Raw genomic sequence first — 17,702 nt, 5'->3', positions numbered from 1 at the left:
ACACTGTGGGCATGCACGTTTGTTTCGTGTGCTCCGGAAACATCTGCCGCTCGCCGATGGCGGCGAGCGTCTTCCGCGAGCAGCTCCGCGCGGCGGGACTTTCCGATGCGGTCCGCGTGAGCAGCGCGGGCACTGGTCCGTGGCACGCCGGCGAACCGGCCGACCCACGGGCGCGCGCGACACTGCGCGCCCACGGCTACGACGACGGCCACGTCGCGGCGCAGCTCGGTGAACAGCACCTCGACGCCGACCTGTTCCTGGTCGCGGATGAGGGGCATCTGCGCGACGTGCGCGCCGTGGTCGACGATCCGGAGAAGGTCGTGCTGCTGCGCGACTTCGATCCGACGGCACCGCCGGGCTCCGAGGTGCCCGACCCCTACTACGGCGACGGCGACGGGTTCGCCGACGTGCTCGGCATGATCGAGCGCGCGGTGCCCGGCCTGCTCGACCGGGTCTCCGAGGACCGATGACCGGCGACGTGGCGGACGCGAGGGCGGCGGTGTCGCGGCTGCTCGGGGTCGAGCCCGGTCGCACCCACTCGCTCGGCGGCGCCGAGCTGGTGACGCTGTCCGGCGGCGGGCAGGTGGTGGCCAAGCGCGGCAGCGGCGAGGCGGCGGTGGCGGCCGAGGCCGCGGGACTGCGCTGGCTGGCCGAGTCCGGCGACGTCCCGGTGCCCGCGGTGCGCGGCGCCGACGACGAGTGGTTGCTGCTCGACTACGTTGCGCCGGGCGCGGCGAGCGTCGAGGCCGCCGAGGCGTTCGGCAGGGGCCTCGCGGCGCTGCACCTGCGCGGCGCGCCCGCGTTCGGCTCGCCGCCGCCGGAGGGTCCCGCCGACGCGTGGATCGGGCTGGCCCCCATGCGCAACGAGCCGCACGAGGACTGGGCGAGCTTCTACGCGGGCGAGCGGGTGGAGCCCTACGTGCGCGCGGCGGTGGACGACGGGCTGTTCACCACAGAACAGGCCGCCGTGTTCGGCGAGGTCTGCGCCAAGCTGCCCGACCTCGTGCCCGAGCCGGAGCCGCCCGCGCGGCTGCACGGTGACGCGTGGAGCGGCAACGTGCACTGGGGCGGCGACGGCCGCGTGTGGCTGCTCGACCCGGCCGCGCACGGCGGGCACCGCGAGACCGACCTGGCGATGCTGCGCCTGTTCGGCACGCCGTTGCTCGACCACGTCCTCGGCGCCTACGCCGAGGCGGCCGTCGACGCGGGCTCGCGGCTGGCCGACGGCTGGGCGAGCCGGGTGCCGCTGCATCAGCTGTTCCCGCTGCTGGTGCACACCGTGCTGTTCGGCGGCGGGTACGCGCGTCAAGCCCTGGCCGCGGCGAGCACGGCACTGCGCGTCTAGCCTGCCGGGCCGATCACGCTCGGTCACGCCGACGCGGGCTGCTGCGCGGAGGCCTACGCGTCCCCCGCGCTCTGGGTGTCGCGGGACACGGCATACCGTGGAAGGGTGCGGTGGAAGCTCCTGCTCAGGCCCAGCTGGCTGGCGTTGACAGCGGTCGTGTTCATCTTCGCGATCTGCTGCTACACGCTGCTGGGCCCGTGGCAGTTCGACCGGCACCGCGAACGCGCCGCCCAGAACGAGGCCGTGTCGAGTTCGTTCGGCGCCCAGCCGCAGCCGCTGGCGGCGGTGCTGTCCGAGAACCAGACGCCGCTGGAGGACGCCGAATGGCAGCGTGTGCTGATCAGGGGCACGTACCTGCCCGACGACGAGGTGATCGCGCGCCTGCGCACCGTGCAGGGTGAGCCCGCGTTCGAGGTGCTCACACCGCTGCAGACCACCGAGGGCTCCGTGGTGCTGATCGACAGGGGCTACCTCCGGCCCGACGACCGCACCAGGGTGCCCGGCTACGCGGCGCCCCCCGAGGGTGAGGTGCAGCTCGAGGCGCGGGTCCGGATGGACGAGCGCGACCCCGGCAACCGGGACGCGTTCGCCGACTCCTCGACCGACGGCGAACTGCACGCGTACTCGGTGAACTCGCAGGTGGTGGGGCGCGCGACCGACCTCGACATCCAGCCCGGTTATTTCCAGCTGGAGGGCGGGCAGCCCGGCGTGCTCGGCGCGCTGCCGCTGCCGCAGCTGCAGGCGGGGCCGTACCTGTCCTACGCGCTGCAGTGGATCGCGTTCGGCACCATGGCCCTGCTGGGCTGGCTGTACTTCACGGTCAGGGAGCTGCGTCCCGGCGGTGCGCTGGCAGGCGAGCGCACCGGCCAGGAGAAGGTCCGCCGCAAGTCGGTGGCCCAGATCCTCGCCGAGGACGAACAACGCGAAGAGGCGAGCACCCACTCGTAGCCCCCGGTGCCTACGCGGTGAAGGGCACCTTTACTGCGTTCAATGCAGTAAAGGTGCCCTTCACCGCATCCAGGGGGTGAGTGCGCGGGGTCAGCGGCGGCGCAGGCCCAGGGTCAGGGCCAGTGCGGCCGAGGTGGCTCCGGCCAGCCAGCCGACCACGCGCGACAGTTCGACGGCGCGCGTCACGTGACCGGCGTCGGGGTTGCGGCCGTTGCCGAGCACGGGCTGCTCCTCGACGCCGTGGGGGTACACCGTCCGGCCGCCGAGTCGGATCTCCAGCGCACCGGCGAACGCGGCCTCCACCCTGCCCTCGTTGGGGCTCGGGTGCACGACCGTGTCGCGATGCCACGCCTCCCAGGCCCGGTTCGCCGACCCGCCCACCACGGGAGCACCGGTGACCGTCAGCAGCGCGGCGACCCGGGTCGGCAGCAGGCCGACGAGCTCGTCGAGGCGAGCGGCGACCCAGCCGAACCGGCGGTAGCGCGGCACCCTCGGCTCGGCGGCCGCGCGGGCGAGCGTCACCGCGCGCGAGCCCAGCAGCCCGGGCACCCCGGCGATCGCGCCCCACACGAGCGGGCTGACGACGGCGGCCGAGGTCTGTCCGGCCACCGTCTCCACCGACGCCCGCGACAGGGCGGGCACGTCGAGGTCCTCGGTGGACCGGCCATCCAGTGTGGACAGTGTGCCGCGTGCCGAGTCGAGGTCGCCGGTCTCGAGGTCGCGCGCGAGCTCGGTGCCCTCGGTGACCAGCCTGGCCCCGCCGAGCACCGACCACGTCGCCGCGGCGGTGCCCGCGACCTGCAGCAGCGGATGCCTGCGGCCGACGCGTTCGACGAGCACCCCGGCCAGCACGGCTCCGCCCGCGAGCGTGCCCGCGTAGGCGATGCCGGGAGCCGGGTGGTCGGCGTAGAGGCGGTTCCTGGCCGCGGCGGCGACGGTCGCGAGCCCGGTGCCGGGCCGTCCGCGTCGCGGGTCGCCGATCGCTCCGTCGGCGACCACACCCAACAGCAGTCCGATGGCCCGTGCCGCGCTCACTCGGAACTCCCCCGATCTCCAGCCCGAATGCGGCGAGACTACTGGACCGCCCGGAGGCCTACGGCTCGGCCCGCGCCCAGGCCCTCAGCATCACGTGCGCGATCGAGGAGTTGCCAGGCAGCAGCAGGTCGGGGTTCTCGCCCGCGAACGCCGCGCGCACCTCGGCCCTGCGCACCCACTTCGCCTCCTCGATCTCGCCGTCGGCGGGATACAGCGGGGCGTCGACGTCGGCCCTGGCCGCGAAGCCGAGCATGATCGAGCGCGGGAACGGCCACGGCTGGCTGCCGAGGTAGCGGATGCCGAACACGCCGACGCCCGCCTCCTCGCGGATCTCCCGCTCGACGCAGCCTTCCAGCGACTCACCGGCCTCGACGAACCCGGCCAGCACCGAGTAGCGCTTCGGCGGCCAGACGGGCTGGCGGGCCAGCAGCACGTGCTCGCCGTTGTCCGCGACGTCGTCGTGCACGAGGCAGATCACGGCGGGGTCGGTGCGCGGGTACTCCTCGCGTCCGCACTGTTCGCACTGGGTGGCCCAGCCGAACTGCCTGCGCCGGGTCGCGCCGCCGCAGCGGGCGCAGAACCGGCCTCGCCAGTGCCAGTTGCGCAACGCCTCGGCGGTGGTGAGCAGGCCGGCGGAGGTGTCGTCGAGCAGCGAGCCGTGGCCGCGCAGCTCCACCCACGCCTCGCCCTCGGCGATGGGAGCCTGCTGACGCACGCCCCAGCTGCCCTCGATCTCCACCGTCTCAGCGTCCTCCGGCGGATCGGCGGGCACCGCCCAGTAGTCGGTGTCCTGCCACTGTCCGAGGAACGACGCCGTGTCGGGCGGCTGTTCACCCAAGCTCAGTGCCTTGCGCGTCGACAGCGGGATGGCCTCCGCCGACCGGGGGACCACGCGCTCGAGCGGCACCGGGGTGCGGCCGTACCTGTCGACCTGCAGCACCCTGGCGTCCGGCCAGCGCGAGCGCAGCCGCTCCGGATCGGTCCGCAACGTCTCCTGACGATCCACAGTGGACCGAGACAGCGCGGGCAGCGCACCCAGCTGGAAGGGTGCGCCGGTCATGACTCGGAGCTCTCCACGGTCACGCCGCCCAGCGACCTCAGCTGCGGAGCCAGCGTCTCGGCGTCACCCACCACCACGCCGGTGAACCGGCTTGGCGCGAAGAAGTCGAGCGCCGCCTGCGCCACCTCGTCGGTGGTCACGGCCGCGATCCGCGCGGGGTGCCCGCTCAGCCACTCCGCCCCGAGACCCACGGCGGCGAGGCCGAGGAGCTGGGCCGCCAGCCCTGCCTGCGACGAGGCGCCGATCAGGAGCGAGCCGATCGCGTACTGCCGCACCGACTCCACGTCGGCGTCGGTCGGCGGCACGAGCCCGAGCCTGCCCAGCTCGTAGCGCGTCTCGAGCAGCGCGGCCGCGGTGACCTCGTTGGCGGTGTCGGCCTCCACCTGCACCGTGGCGTTCTGCCCGGTGAACTCGAAGCCGGAGTGGGCGCCGTAGGTGTAGCCCTTGTCCTCGCGGATGTTCTCCACCAGCCGCGACGAGAAGTACCCGCCGAAGGCCAGGTTGGCCAGCTGCAGCGCCGCGTAGCGCGAGTCGGTCCTGGACACCGACTGGGCCGAGAGCCGCAGCTGCGACTGCACGGCACCGGTCCTGGGCACGAGCAGCAGATTGCCGCCCGCCAGCTCCGGCAGCGAGGGCAGCTCGCGAGCGGCCTTGTCGGAGCTCCACGCGGACAGCGCCCGCTCGATCTGGCCCGTGACGGCGTCGGGGTCGATGTCGCCGACGATCACCAGCACCGAACCCCGCGGCAGCAGCGCGTCGGCGTGCAGTGCGCGCACGAGCTCGGGCGTCACCTGCGCGACGTCGTCGGGCTCCGGCACCTCCCGCGTGTAGGGGTGGGTGCCGTAGCGGTGGCGCTGCAGCGCCTCGCGCGCGATCACGCGCGGCTGCGTGCGGGCGACGGCGAGCCGCTCGATGAGACGCTCGGCCTCCCTGCTCACCTCGTTGTCCACATAGGACGCCTCGGTGAGAATGTCGGCGAGCACGTCGAGCAGGGTGGGCAGGCCGCTCGCCAGCGAGCTGGCCGACACCGAGAGGTGCTCGGGGTCGACGGCCGTGCCGAGGTCGCCGCCGATGAGCGCGAGCTCGGTGTCGATCGCGACCCGGTCGCGGCGGCGGGTGCCGGTCGCGATGGTCTCCGCCAGCACCTCGGCCGTGGCCGAGTGCAGCGGGTCGTCGCCCGCGAACGGGATCGCCATCCGCACCTCGACCATCGGCACGTTGGGCTTGCGCACGGCCAGCACGCGCAGGCCGTTGGCGAGCACGGTGTCGACGTGGGTGAGGTCGGCGGCTGCCCGCTGCTCGCCGAGCGCGGGCAGCTCGCGCGGCCCCGCCGCGGTGCGCCCGATCTCCTCCGCGCTGCGGTGTGTCGCTGCGGTCACTGGGCCTGTCCCTCCTGTGGCTTGACGACGAGCACGGCACGCGAGTCGGGGCGCAGGCCCTTCGCGGCCTCGGCGACCTGCTCCGGCCGGACGGCCGCGATGCGGTCGGCCACGCCGTAGGCGAGCGCGGGGTCGCCGTAGAGCAGTTCGAACGCGCCGAGCGCGAGCGTGCGCGACACGAGCCGGTCGTGTTCGGAGTGCAGGTTGGCACTCCACCTGGCGGTGATCTTCGCGAGCTCCTGCTCGCCGGGCGGGGTGCTGGCCAGCGCCTCGAGCTCCTCGTCGAGGGCGCCGAGCACGCGGTCGGCGCTGACGTCAGGCGCGTGGACGGCCGTGACCGAGAACGTGTCCGGGTCGCGCGCCTCGAACGGGCCGAACAGGCCCGCGCCGGCGTTGATGTCGGTGACCAGCGGCTCCCGGTGCACGAGCCGCTGCTGCAGCCGCGAGCCGTCGCCGTCGGAGAGCACCCCGGACAGCACGAGGTGGGCCAGGTAGCCGTCGAGCTCGTTGACCGGGTCGGGCATGCGGTAGCCGACCGCGAGGGCGGGCAACGGCGCGTGCGGGTCGGTGTGGATGTCGCGCAGCTCCGACGTGGGCCTCGGCTCGGCGAAGGAAGGCCGGTGCGGCTTGGGCCGCGCGGGCACGTCACCGAAGTGCTTGTCGATGAGGTCGCGGGCGCGGTCGAGCTCGAAGTCGCCTGCGACCGTCAGCACCGCGTTGGCCGGCGCGTAGAAGGTGTCGAAGAAGGCCGCGCAGTCGTCCAGCGTGGCCTGTTCGAGGTCGGTGAAGTCCCCGTATCCGTTGTGCGCGTTGGGGAACGTCGAGTAGAGCACCGGCGGCAGGAGGATCCACGGGAACCCGCCGTAGGGCCGGTTCAGCACGTTGAGGCGGATCTCCTCCTTCACCACGTCGATCTGGTTCGCCAGGTTCTCCTGCGTCAGCTTCGGCGCGCGCATGCGGTCGGCCTCGAGGAACAGCGCGCGCTCGAGCGCGGCCGAGGGCAGCACCTCGAAGTAGTCCGTGTAATCCGGATGGGTGGAGCCGTTGAAGGTTCCGCCGCTGCCCTGGATGTGCCGGAAGTGCGCGAGCTTCTCGAGGCTCTCGCTACCCTGGAACATCAGGTGCTCGAACAGGTGCGCGAACCCGGTCCGCCCCTCCGGCTCGGAGCGAAAGCCCACGTCGTAGTGCACGCTGACACCCACGACCGGTGCGGTGCGATCGGGGGCGAGCACGACCCGCAGGCCGTTGTCGAGAGTCAGTCTGTGTAGCTCGGGTACGGCCATGTTCACACCCTACGGGAGTGCGGCCGCTCCGCTGTCCCGCCCGGACCGGGTAGGTTCGGGGATTCGAGACAGGAGCCACGCACGTCGACGGGCGGCACATGAGACCCCTCAGCGAACAGACGATTCTCGTCACCGGGGCCACCGACGGGCTGGGCCGCCACCTGGCCGGTGAGCTGGCCCGACGCGGAGCGACGGTGGTCGCGCACGGCCGCGACGCCGCCAAGCTGCGGACCCTGCGCACCGAGCTCGGGGTGGAGACCGAACGCGCCGACCTCGCCGAGCTGCGTCAGGTGGACCGGCTGGCCGAGGAGATCCTTCAGCGCTACGACCGGCTCGACGTGCTGGTCAACAACGCGGGCGTCGGTTCGGGAGCCGAGCCTGCGGCCCGCGAGGAAAGCGCGGACGGCGTCGAGCTGCGCTTCGCGGTCAACTACCTCGCCGGCTACCACCTCACGCGCAAGCTGCTGCCGCTGTTCAGCGCGCCCGCGCGGATCGTCAACGTCGCCTCGGCTGGCCAGCAGGAGATCGACTTCGCCGACCCGCTGCTGCACGAGAGCTACGACGGTGGCCGCGCGTACCGGCAGAGCAAGCTCGCGCAGGTGATGTTCACCGTCGACCTCGCCGAGGAGCTACAGGGCAGCGGCATCACCGTCAACACGCTGCACCCCGCGACGTTCATGCCCACCACGATGGTGCTCGAGACCGGAACCGCACCGCACAGCACACTCGACGAGGGCGCCGAGGCGACGCTGCGGCTGATCACCTCCGGCGACCTCGACGACGTCAGCGGTCGCTACTTCGCCGGGACGCGGCTCGCCGAGCCGCACTGGCAGGCCACTCACCCGAAGGCCAGAGAGAACCTGCGGCTACTCAGCGACGAACTGGTGGCCGCCGCGCTCAGCTAGGCGGCGCGAACGGCGAGTCGCCCGGCTGGTCCGAAGTGGACTGCACTGGCGGCGGGGACTGTGGCTGCTGTACGGGCGGCTGAACCGGCTGCTGAACCGGAGCAGCGGGCGACAGCCTGGCCCAGTCGCGGGCCTGTCGTTCGGCCAGCACGGCCGTCAGATACGCCCAGCCCGGGGTGTAGGGCGGCACCGGCGCGCCGATGCTCGCGGCGACCTCGCCAGCCAGCTCGGCGCCGATCCGATCACGCGAGACCTGGTTGAGCTCGTGATAGCGCCCGAGGTACTGACGCGCCGAGAGCGCGAGCGCGGGCGTCAGCCCGGAGAGGTCGAGCGAGGCGGCCCAGCCCGCCAGCGCCGGTGGCATCGAGAGCCCTGGCTCGTACTGCTGCGGCACGCGTTCGCGGATCACGACGGTGCCTGCGAGGTGATCGCCGACGCGCTTGCTCGTCACCGAGGCCAGCGAGGTCGAGAATCCGACGACGCTCCACGCGCCGAAGGGACCGAAGTCCACGAACGCGCCCGCGAGTGCCCGGATCAGCGCGTGCCGGAACCGGATCGGGCCGCCGTCGTCGCGCACCACGCGCAGGCCGCACGCGGCCTTGCCGAGCGTGCGCCCCCTGGTGAGGGTCTCGCAGATCGTGGGATAGCCGACGAGCACGAGCAGCTGCACGGAGGTGACGATCGCGATCACCAGCGCGGTGTCGTCGGGTACCCCCGCGAACAGGAAGACCAGTCCCACGAGCAGCAGCGAGGCGAGCTGCACGCACAGGTCGAGGCCGTAGCCGAGCGCACGGCTGGCCGAGCGGGCCAGTCGCAGTTCGAGCACGACGGCATCGCCGGTGACGAGATCGGATTCCTGCTGCACACCACCAGTATCGTGTGCGTTCAGGTGCTCACGTCGCGGCAGGGGTGTTCGCGTGGATCTCGATGTGTTCGTCGCCGCGCACCACGCCGAGTGGGACCGGCTGGCCGAGCTCGTCCGCAGGGGCAGGAGGCTGCGCGGCGAGGAGGCCGACGAGCTGGTGCGGCTCTACCAGCGCGCCTCCACACACCTGTCGATTGTGCGCTCCACGGCTCCGGACCCGGCGTTGCTGGCGAGGCTGTCGTCGCTGGTGGCGAAGGCCCGCGCAGCGGTGACGGGCACGCACACCCCGGCCTGGCGCGAAGTGGCGTCGTTCTTCACGCGGCGCTTTCCCGCCGCGCTGTACCGGAGCGGCCCGTGGTGGCTCTCGACGGCGGCCGTGTTCGTGGTGGTCACCGGCGTGCTCTCGGCGTGGGTCGCGGGCGACGAACGCGTGCGCGCCACCATCGCCGCCCCCGAGCAGATCCGCGCGATGACCGAGCCCGGCGGCGACTACGAGTCCTACTACTCCAGCGGTCCGGCCGGTTCCTTCGCCGCCCAGGTGTGGACGAACAACGCGCAGGTGGCGGCCGCGTGCCTGCTGCTCGGGGTGCTGCTGTGCGTGCCGGTGGTGCTGATCCTCTGGCTCAACGCGCTGAACCTCGGGGTCGGTATCGGGCTGATGGCCTCGGCGGGCCGGGGTGAGTTCTTCCTCGGGCTGCTCGCGCCCCACGGGCTCCTGGAGCTCACGGCGGTGTTCGTCGCCGCGGGCGCGGGACTGCGGCTGGGCTGGACGGTGATCGACCCCGGAGGCAGGCCCCGGTCGGTGGCGCTGGCCGAGACGGGCCGCGCGGTGGGCGCGATCGCGCTGGGGCTGGTGTGCGTGCTGCTGATCTCGGGCGTGATCGAGGCGTTCGTGACGCCCTCGGGCCTGCCGACGTGGGCGCGCGTGGGCATCGGCTGTCTCGCCGAGGTCGCGTTCCTCGCCTACGTGTTCGTGCTCGGCAGGCGCGCCGCGCACGAGGGCGAGACGGGCGACATCGCCGCGGCCCACACCGGGGACACGCTGCCCGCGTCCGGGTGAGGACCGAATACACCTAGAGCCTGCCCGCGGCCTTGAGGTCGAGGTAGCGGTCGGCGAGTGCGGGCGGCAGCGCGTCGGGCTCCGCGTCCACCACCTCGGTGCCGTGCCGGGTGAGCAGCGCCGTGACGTGGCGGCGTTCGGCAAGCGTGCGCTCGGCCGCGGCGGCTCCGTACACGGCCTCGGCGTCGCCCCTGCCGCGCGCGAGTGCGGCCACCGCGGGATCGGCGACGGCGGCGACGAGCAGCCGGTGCCGCGCGGTCAGCGAGGGCAGCACCGGCAGCAGTCCCTCCTCCAGCGGGGCGGCGTCCAATCCGGTCAGCAGCGCCACGAGCGAGCGGCGCCGGGTGCGGCGCAGGATCTCGCCGGTCAGCCCACGCGCGTCGGACTCGACGAGCCTCGGCTCCAGCGGCGCCATCGCGGTCACCAGCGACGGCAGCAACTGCGCCGCGGCGACGCCCTGCACGCTGGCCCGCACCTCGCGGTCGTAGGCGAGCAGGTCGACCCGGTCGCCCGCGCGGGCGGCGAGCGCGGCGAGCAGCAGTGCCGCGTCCATCGCGGCGTCGAGCCGGGTGCCGTCGCCGATCCGGCCCGCCGCCGTGCGCCCGGTGTCGAGCACCAGCAGCACGTGCCGGTCGCGCTCGGGCCGCCACGTGCGCACCATGACGTCGGACGCCCTCGCCGTGGCGCGCCAGTCGATCGAGCGGACGTCGTCGCCGAGCACGTACTCGCGCAGCGAGTCGAACTCCGTGCCCTGCCCGCGCACGTGCGCGGCGCTGCGACCGTCGAGCTTGCGCAGCCGGTCGAGTCTGCCGGGCAGGTGCCGTCTGCTGTGGAACGGCGGCAGCGCCCGCACCGCCCACGGCACCTCGTGCGAGCCCTGCCGCGCCGCGAGCCCGAGCGGGCCGATAGCCCGCACGGTGACCCGGTGGGCCAGGCGGTCGCCGCGCCGCGTGGGACGCAGCAGCGTCACCACGGTGCGGGACTGGCCCGGCGGCACGTCGAGGTCGTGGGCACGCGGGCTCGCGCCCGCGCTGGGCTGCCACGCGTCGCGCAGCATCCCGCGCACGCCGCGCCCACCGGGGTTGGTCACCCGCAGCCGCACCTCGGCCTCCTCGCCGAGCCGCACCGCCGTGGCGCCGTCGCGCGCGAACGTCAGCGCCCGCACGCTGCCCGCGAGCGCCAGGTCGGCGAGCACACCGGCGAGCAGCACCGCGCACACCACGAGCACCCCGGCCACCGACGGCGCCAGCAGCGCCACGACGAGCGCGCCGACGAGGGCGAGCAGCGGGGTCCGCGCGGTGAGCGCCATCAGCGGGGTACCGGGACGGTGGCGAGGACGCGCTCGAGCAGTCCGTCGGCGGTCGCGCCCTCGAGCTCCGCCTCGGGCCGCAGCTCGACGCGGTGCCGCAACGCGGGGCGCGCCAGCGTCTTCACGTCGTCGGGCGTCACGTACCCGCGTCCGGACAGCCACGCCCACGCCCGCGCGACCGACAGCAGCGCCGTCGCCCCGCGCGGCGAGACGCCCAGCCGCACCGACGGCGCCTCACGCGTGGCGCGGCACAGGTCCACGACGTAGCCGGTGACCTCGGGGCCCACGGTCACCTCGCGCACCGCGGCCCGCGCGGCGGCCAGCTCCGCCTCCCCCGCGACCGGCCGGACCCCCGCCGCGCCGAGGTCCCTCGGGTCGAAACCGTCTGCGTGCCTGGTGAGCACGGCGATCTCGTCCTCCCTGGACGGCGCGGGCATCGTGAGTTTGAGCAGGAACCGGTCGAGCTGGGCCTCCGGCAGCGGGTAGGTGCCCTCGTACTCGACGGGGTTCTGCGTCGCGACCACCACGAACACACCCGGCAGCGGCCTCGGGGTGCCGTCGACCGACACCTGCCGCTCCTCCATCGCCTCCAGCAGCGCCGACTGCGTCTTCGGCGGGGTGCGGTTGATCTCGTCGGCGAGCAGCAGGTTGGTGAACACCGGGCCCTCGCGGAACGAGAACTCCGCGGAGTTCGGGTCGTAGACGAGCGAGCCCGTGACGTCGCCCGGCATCAGGTCCGGGGTGAACTGCACGCGGGTGGTGCGCAGGTTCAGCGCGGCGGCGAGGGTGCGCACGAGCAGGGTCTTGGCGACGCCCGGCACGCCCTCGAGCAGCACGTGGCCCCGGCACAGCAGCGCGAGAATCAGCCCGGTCACGGCGGCGTCGTTGCCCACGATGGCCTTGGCGACCTCGGAGCGCAGCGCGATGAGCGACTGCCGGGCGTCTGTCGGTGCGGTCACAGGCGAACCTCGTTCTCGAGTGCGTCCAGGTCGTTCGCGAGCCGCACGAGCGCGGCGTCGCCGGCAGGGGGCGGACCGTACAGCAGCGCACGGGCGGGCCGGCCCGTCCTGGCCTCGACCGCCGCGACGACGGCGTCCGGTTCCGCGTCGGCGGGCAGGCCCAGTGCGGGCCGCAGCCGGTCGATGCTCGCGCGCCGCAGCGCGTCGGCGGCGTGGTCGGTGGCACCGGCGCCGCGGTAGAGCCGGGCCCTGCCCTCGACGGTCTCGGCGGCGCGCACGGCCACCGGCAACGGCTCGGTGACCACGGGACCGAGCCGCCTCGCCCGCCACAGCGCCACCAGCACGGCTGCCACGGCCACCTGGACCGCGCCGAAAACCCACGCGTCGGGCAGCAGGTCGGTCAGGCTCTCGGTACCGCCGCGCAGGCCGGGATCGCCCGCCGAGGGCAGGTACCAGACCAGCCGCTCGTGCTCGCCGAGCAGGCGCAGGGTCAGTGCCGCGTTGCCCTCGTCGTCGAGTGCGGCGTTGGTGAACGGGGTCGACGTACCGAGCACGGTCACCGGGCCCGCGGTGGCGAGCGCGCCGTCGTAGCAGGTGACGGTGGCGGCGTAGCGGACTCCACCAAGGGTCGCCGCGCCCGCGGCGGTCGCGGCGGGCACGGCACAGCCGGGCTCGCGCACCTGCTCCGGCAGTGTGCCCGCGTCGGCGAGCTCCCTCGCCACCGCGTCGAGGGTCGTCTGCGAGGGCGCGAGCAGCACCACGGAGTCCGCGCTCTCGGTGAGCCGCCGCAGGGTGCCGACCGACACCAGCTCCGGCCGCGTCACGAGCAGCGTCGCGCCCGACGGGTCGAGCCCGTCGCTGCTGTGCGCGGGCTCCACGCGCACGCCCTGTTCGGTCAGCAGGGTGGCCACGGCCCTGCTGCCGTTCTCACCCGCCGAGCCGGTGTCGAGCTCGCCGGCGTCATCGCTGTTCGCCAGCGTCAGCACGACGGCGGTGACGAGCACGGCGACGGCGATCACCAACGGGGCCCTCGCGGCACGCCAGATCCTCGCGGCGTCAGGAGAGACGGAGGTGCTCACCGCGCCACCGGCCGCCGCTCGCGCACCGACGCGTCCAGCGCGGCGAGGCGCTCGACGGCCTCTGCCGACGCCGGGCGATCGCCGTAGTGCACGTCGTCGAACACCGTCGCAGCCGCGCGAAGCTCGGCGGCGACACCGGGCAACTGCCTGCCCGCGTCGGCCGCGGCCTCGACGGCTGTGCGACCGGAGCGCTCGTCGAGCACCCCGCGTTCCTCCAGCTCGCGCACCACGGCGCGGAACCACTCACGCACGGCCTCGGCGTGGCCGCCCTCGGCCTGCGCGCGCTCGGCGGCCAGCCGGTGCTCGACCGCCGTCCTCGGCGCTCCGGAGAACACCACGGCACCTCGGACGCGGCGCGGTCGCGCGAGCTTGCCGGTGCGCAGCCGCACCACCACCACGAGCACGACGACCAGCGCGAGCACCAGCACCAGCCCCGCCACGCCGCCCGGCGTGCCACCGAGACCCGCGAAGAAGTCCGCGATGCGGTCGGCCACCCAGGTGACGGCTCGGGTGAACCACCCCGGCTGCGCCGCCTGGTACGCCGGGTCCGCGAGCTCGGCACGCGCGGCCCGCTGGGCCTCGTCGCGGCCGAGCTCGACGGGAACCTCGGCGAGTCGGATCATTCGCCGCCGGCCGCGCGCGCGAGCTCCCTGTCCAGTCCCTCGCGGCGCATGCGCTGGTCGATGTAGAGCAGCGCGGTGACGGCCGCGGCGAACGGCACCGTGATGGTCTGGGCCACGGCCCTGCCGACCTCGCCGATCAGCAGCTCACCGGTCGAGGCGCCCTGGCCGATGTCGGCTCCACCCGCGAAACCGAACGGGATCTGGATGATCAGGCTGATCACCACGGTGATGATCAGCGCGACCAGCAGGATGCCGAACACGCGCCACCACGAGCCGCGCACCAGCCCGGCCGAGCGGCCGAACGACTTGCCGACCTTGCCGCGCTCCAGGATCAGCGCGGGCGGAGCCAGGCTCAGCAGCACGTACACGACGATGCCGGGGATGATGAACAGCAGCGTGCCCACCGCGACGATCACCGAGATCAGCAGCGTGAGCCCGAGCAGCGGCAGCACCAGCGGCTTGAGCTCCTGCCACGCCTCGCCGAACGAGATCGAGCGCCCGAGCACGGCCCTGCCGACCACGACCATCAGCAGGCCGGTGAGGAACGTCTGGGTCAGCATGTTGACGACCAGGATCACGATGTTGACCGGCAGCGTCTGGCCCAGAGCCTCGAAGAGCGCGTCGAACTGTTCCTGCTCCGACGCGTTCGGGTCCACGGGGACGGGGTCGATCGCCTCGAGCACCCACATGTCCGCCAGGATGAAGAGCAGCGCGCTGACCAGTGCCACGACGGCCGACGAGCCGAACACGACGCCCGCGTACTTGCGCATGGTGCCGATGGCGCCGTCGAGGATCTCGCCGAGCGCGAGCGGCCGGAGCGGGATCACGCCCGGCTGCTGCTGCCCTCCGCCGCCCGAACCGGGGTACTGCGGGTATTGCGGGTACTGGGGGTACTGGGAGCGGCTTTCGTCGCCGGCGTCCGGCGAGGACCAGCCACTGGAATCAGTCATGGAGCAATCCTCGCATTTCGTCCCCATCGTGCATGTCGCCGCCGCCCGCCAGATTAGGCAAGGCGCGCCCGGCACGCTCACCTGATCGTTATGCTGGCCCGGAAATCGATCTAGCCTGTCGGGACGAGCACATGACGCAACCGCCGCAGGGCCCGTACGGCCCCCAGTGGCAGCAGGGACCACAGGGGCCCTACCAGCCTCCGGCGCAGCATCCCTACGGGCACGCCCACGGCGGCTACGGCTACCCGGGCTACCCCGGTCCTCCTCCGCCCAAGAAGTCGCGCGGTCCGCTGATCGCCGCGGCCGTCGGTGGCGTCACGTTGCTCGTGTTGAGCCTGATCGTGGTGTTCACGCTCACCAGCGGCGACGACGAGGACTCCGCGGGCGGCTACACCAACAACGCCACCACGAGCACCTCCGAGACCACCAGCGCCCCCACCGAGACGAGCTCGCCGACCATGAGCTCGTCCGAGAGCAGCGAGCCTCCCAGTGAGACCAGCGCCTCCGAGGTCGAGCGCGGGCCGCAGAAGGTGCTTGCGCTGGCCGACCACCCGATCCTGCAGGACCCGGACGCCGGACTGCAGAACCTCGCGTGCAACCTGCCCGGCTGGGAGAGCAACCCGGCCGCCGCGGAGGCCTTCTTCACGGCCGCGGCCGGCTGCCTCGACGCGGCGTGGGGCCCGTTCCTGCAGGCCTACGACCTGCCGTTCGAGTCGCCGGCCCTGCACTTTCCCTCCGGCAGCAGCTTCGAGACGGCGTGCGGCACGATCGAGGTCGGCATCGCCACGGCGGCGTACTACTGCGAGAACAACCTGTACGTCCCCTTCGCGGGACTGCAGACCGAGCAGTACGGCAACAACCCCGGCGTGTACCTGGCGCTGTTCGCCCACGAGTACGGCCACCACGTTCAGGAGGTCGCCGGGATCATGGACGCCGCGTGGGAGGAGATCTACGCGGCGGGCCAGGACACCCCGGCAGGCCAGGAGATGTCGCGGCGCAAGGAGCTGCAGGCGCAGTGCTTCTCGGGCATGTTCCTCGGCGCCCACGTCGACCGTGGCGGCACGGTCACCAGGGACATGTACGACAAGGCCTGGTACGACCAGGAGACGCGCGGCGACGACACCTCGGGCACCAGCGACCACGGCAGCAACGAGAACTACGCGTCGTGGTGGCGAGCGGGCGCCTACGACAACCGCATCGTCGACTGCAACACCTTCTCGGCCAGCAGCGGCGACGTGGGCTGAGGTCGGCTGACGAGGGCCCAGGCGGGCTCGCTCAGAGAACGGCGGGGAGCCTGCGCGGGCCTCTGACGACCAGGAACGCGTAGCTCCCGCCCGCCGCGCAGCTCACCACCAGCAGCGCGAGCCCGACGGGACGCCGGAGATCGCTGCTGCCCATCGCGGCGTTGGCGAGCTGCACGTCGATCAGGCCGTCGGGCGCCTCGCTCGGCACGGCGATCTCGATCTGCTCGTCCTGGTCGTGCCCGCAGCCGTTGAGCGTGCCGTTGCGGGTCTCACCGTCGAGCTCGAAGCTCACGGTCTCCTCGGCGTCCGGAGCGGTGCAGTCGGCGGGCAGCGTGACGGTGGCCTCGACCGTGCGGCTCTGTTCGGTCTCGACGGCCCCGAACAGCGATGGGCCCGCCCACCAGCAGCCGAGCACCACGAGGATGCCGGTGACCGCGGCGACGCCGAGTACCTTCCAACTCAGCTGCGGCATCGGCCGCCCCGCTCCGTTCGCTCGCTGCCACACGGGATCAATCGTTCCAGATGACGACGGCGAAACCCAGGACACGGCCTGCTCGCAACATCACACGACCCGGGCACCTCAGCGCGCGCCGTCCTTGGCCGGTGCGCCCTTGCGGACGTAGAGCAACCGGTCGCCTGGCTCGATGGCGTCGGCCTCCGGCGCGTCCACGCGGTACAGCCTGCCTCCGCGCACCACACCCAGCACGATGTCGGGCAGGTGCCGCGGCGAGCCGCCCTCCTCCGAGGGCTCCACGGGGCGCTCGGCGATGGCCAGGCCGGTCTCCGGCGTCAGCAGGTCCTCCACCATGTCGACCACGAGCGGGGTGCGCGTGGCGATCCCGAGCAGCCTGCCCGCGGTCTCGCTGGACACCACCACCTGGTCGGCGCCCGACTGCTTGAGCAGGTGGACGTTCTCCGCCTCCCGCACCGACGCGAGGATGCTCGCCTTCGGAGCCAGCTCGCGCGCGGTGAGCGTCACCAGCACGGCGGTGTCGTCGCGGTTGGGGGCGATCACGATCGCCCTCGCGCGCTGGACACCCGCGACGCGCAGGACGTCGGACTTGGTCGCCGACCCGTGCACGGTGATCAGCCCGAGTGCGCTGGCGGCGTCGAGCGCCTGCTGGTCGGTGTCCACCACGACGAGCTGGCCGGGGTCGGAGTCCTCTTCGGCGAGCAGCGAGTTGACCGCCGAGCGGCCCTTCGTGCCGAACCCGACGACCACCACATGGTCGCGCACCCTGTGCCTCCACTTCTGGATCCGCAGCGCCTGCCTGGAGCGCTCCGTGAGCACTTCCAGTGTGGTGCCGACCAGCACGATCAGAAACATCACGCGCAGCGGCGTGATCACCACGATGTTGACCAGCCTGGAGGTGTACGTGACCGGCGTGATGTCACCGTAGCCCGTGGTCGACAACGACACGGTCGCGTAGTAGACGCAGTCGAGGAACGACAGTCCGTCGCCGTTGACGTCGCGGTAGCCGTCCCTGCCGAGATAGACGATCAACACGGCCGCGAACAGGAACAACAGCGCGCCGATGACGCGACGCCCGATCGAGCGCAGCGGGCTGATCTTCGTCTCCGGCATCCGCAGGACGCCGACGAGCGCATGGCCGGGTTGTTCCGACAACGGCGGTCGCAGGCGCTTCATCACGCGCGAA

18 protein-coding genes are annotated in these 17,702 nt (G+C 73.1%); 6 read left to right on the top strand and 12 right to left on the bottom strand.

Features of this window, described 5'->3' with window-relative positions; all coding sequences use genetic code 11:
* Positions 1–11: 11 nt before the first annotated feature.
* The 3 genes from JHE00_RS32020 (at position 12) to JHE00_RS32010 (ending at position 2,293) form a co-directional block, all read left to right on the top strand.
* Positions 12–470: a low molecular weight protein-tyrosine-phosphatase gene (locus JHE00_RS32020; protein WP_200325422.1), complete on the top strand. Its 459-nt coding sequence runs from the start codon at positions 12–14 to the stop codon at positions 468–470.
* Positions 467–1,345: a fructosamine kinase family protein gene (locus tag JHE00_RS32015; protein ID WP_200325419.1), complete on the top strand. Its 879-nt coding sequence runs from the start codon at positions 467–469 to the stop codon at positions 1,343–1,345. The genes JHE00_RS32020 and JHE00_RS32015 overlap by 4 nt, the downstream gene beginning before the upstream one ends.
* Before the next feature lie 105 nt (positions 1,346–1,450).
* Complete coding sequence (locus JHE00_RS32010) at positions 1,451–2,293, top strand: SURF1 family cytochrome oxidase biogenesis protein (protein WP_200325418.1); 843 nt, start codon at positions 1,451–1,453, stop codon at positions 2,291–2,293.
* Between the two features lie 90 nt (positions 2,294–2,383).
* Here the strand turns inward: JHE00_RS32010 and JHE00_RS32005 are convergent, their stop codons facing one another.
* From JHE00_RS32005 to JHE00_RS31990, 4 genes are read right to left on the bottom strand one after another with little or no spacing between them, the layout of a single operon-like run.
* A complete protein-coding gene (locus JHE00_RS32005) occupies positions 2,384–3,328 on the bottom strand; it encodes a cobalamin biosynthesis protein CobD/CbiB (protein WP_200325416.1) in 945 nt (314 codons plus the stop codon).
* A gap of 58 nt (positions 3,329–3,386) precedes the next feature.
* Positions 3,387–4,388 carry an NAD(+) diphosphatase gene (gene nudC, locus JHE00_RS32000; RefSeq protein WP_200325415.1) on the bottom strand — a complete coding sequence of 334 codons (1,002 nt, stop codon included), beginning with the start codon at positions 4,386–4,388 and terminating at the stop codon, positions 3,387–3,389.
* Positions 4,385–5,767: a M16 family metallopeptidase gene (locus JHE00_RS31995; RefSeq protein ID WP_200325414.1), complete on the bottom strand. Its 1,383-nt coding sequence runs from the start codon at positions 5,765–5,767 to the stop codon at positions 4,385–4,387. The genes nudC and JHE00_RS31995 overlap by 4 nt, the downstream gene beginning before the upstream one ends.
* Positions 5,764–7,050, bottom strand: a complete 1,287-nt coding sequence (locus tag JHE00_RS31990; protein ID WP_200325413.1) for a M16 family metallopeptidase — start codon at positions 7,048–7,050, stop codon at positions 5,764–5,766. The genes JHE00_RS31995 and JHE00_RS31990 overlap by 4 nt, the downstream gene beginning before the upstream one ends.
* Positions 7,051–7,148: 98 nt before the next feature.
* Between JHE00_RS31990 and JHE00_RS31985 the strand changes: the two genes are divergently transcribed.
* Positions 7,149–7,955, top strand: coding sequence for an SDR family NAD(P)-dependent oxidoreductase (locus JHE00_RS31985; RefSeq protein ID WP_200325412.1), 807 nt, complete (start codon positions 7,149–7,151; stop codon positions 7,953–7,955).
* Here JHE00_RS31985 and JHE00_RS31980 read toward each other — a convergent pair.
* The gene (locus JHE00_RS31980) at positions 7,948–8,820 is read right to left on the bottom strand and encodes an RDD family protein (protein ID WP_307832206.1); all 873 of its coding nucleotides are present in this window, start codon (positions 8,818–8,820) and stop codon (positions 7,948–7,950) included. The genes JHE00_RS31985 and JHE00_RS31980 overlap by 8 nt on opposite strands.
* A 52-nt stretch (positions 8,821–8,872) precedes the next feature.
* Here JHE00_RS31980 and JHE00_RS31975 point away from each other — a divergent pair, with 52 nt between their 5' ends.
* Positions 8,873–9,880: a stage II sporulation protein M gene (locus tag JHE00_RS31975; protein WP_200325411.1), complete on the top strand. Its 1,008-nt coding sequence runs from the start codon at positions 8,873–8,875 to the stop codon at positions 9,878–9,880.
* 13 nt (positions 9,881–9,893) lie between these two features.
* On the opposite strand, the gene JHE00_RS31970 is transcribed toward JHE00_RS31975, so the two are convergent.
* From JHE00_RS31970 to JHE00_RS31950, 5 genes are read right to left on the bottom strand one after another with little or no spacing between them, the layout of a single operon-like run.
* The gene (locus JHE00_RS31970) at positions 9,894–11,189 is read right to left on the bottom strand and encodes a DUF58 domain-containing protein (protein ID WP_200325410.1); all 1,296 of its coding nucleotides are present in this window, start codon (positions 11,187–11,189) and stop codon (positions 9,894–9,896) included.
* Complete coding sequence (locus tag JHE00_RS31965; protein ID WP_200325408.1) at positions 11,189–12,148, bottom strand: AAA family ATPase; 960 nt, start codon at positions 12,146–12,148, stop codon at positions 11,189–11,191. Before JHE00_RS31965 ends, JHE00_RS31970 begins: the two co-directional genes overlap by 1 nt.
* The gene (locus JHE00_RS31960) at positions 12,145–13,227 is read right to left on the bottom strand and encodes a DUF4350 domain-containing protein (protein ID WP_200325406.1); all 1,083 of its coding nucleotides are present in this window, start codon (positions 13,225–13,227) and stop codon (positions 12,145–12,147) included. The genes JHE00_RS31965 and JHE00_RS31960 overlap by 4 nt, the downstream gene beginning before the upstream one ends.
* Entirely contained in the window at positions 13,224–13,850 is a 627-nt protein-coding gene (locus JHE00_RS31955; RefSeq protein WP_200325404.1) for a DUF4129 domain-containing protein, read from the bottom strand. The genes JHE00_RS31960 and JHE00_RS31955 overlap by 4 nt, the downstream gene beginning before the upstream one ends.
* Positions 13,847–14,800, bottom strand: a complete 954-nt coding sequence (locus JHE00_RS31950; protein ID WP_200325402.1) for a YciC family protein — start codon at positions 14,798–14,800, stop codon at positions 13,847–13,849. The genes JHE00_RS31955 and JHE00_RS31950 overlap by 4 nt, the downstream gene beginning before the upstream one ends.
* 131 nt (positions 14,801–14,931) lie before the next feature.
* On the opposite strand from JHE00_RS31950, the gene JHE00_RS31945 reads away from it, so the two are divergent.
* A complete protein-coding gene (locus JHE00_RS31945) occupies positions 14,932–16,044 on the top strand; it encodes a neutral zinc metallopeptidase (RefSeq protein ID WP_200325400.1) in 1,113 nt (370 codons plus the stop codon).
* A 31-nt stretch (positions 16,045–16,075) separates the two neighbouring features.
* Here JHE00_RS31945 and JHE00_RS31940 read toward each other — a convergent pair whose 3' ends face one another.
* Together JHE00_RS31940 and JHE00_RS31935 are read right to left on the bottom strand one after the other, a co-directional pair.
* Entirely contained in the window at positions 16,076–16,516 is a 441-nt protein-coding gene (locus JHE00_RS31940) for a hypothetical protein (RefSeq protein ID WP_200325398.1), read from the bottom strand.
* 108 nt (positions 16,517–16,624) lie between these two features.
* Positions 16,625–17,692, bottom strand: coding sequence for a potassium channel family protein (locus tag JHE00_RS31935; RefSeq protein ID WP_200325539.1), 1,068 nt, complete (start codon positions 17,690–17,692; stop codon positions 16,625–16,627).
* Positions 17,693–17,702: the final 10 nt, after the last annotated feature.

Origin of the sequence: Prauserella cavernicola, from assembly GCF_016595675.1 — a bacterium.
GTDB classification, from domain to species: domain Bacteria; phylum Actinomycetota; class Actinomycetes; order Mycobacteriales; family Pseudonocardiaceae; genus Prauserella_A; species Prauserella_A cavernicola.
Note: the sequence above shows the minus strand (reverse complement) of the source record. Positions and strands in the feature narration are given on the sequence as shown.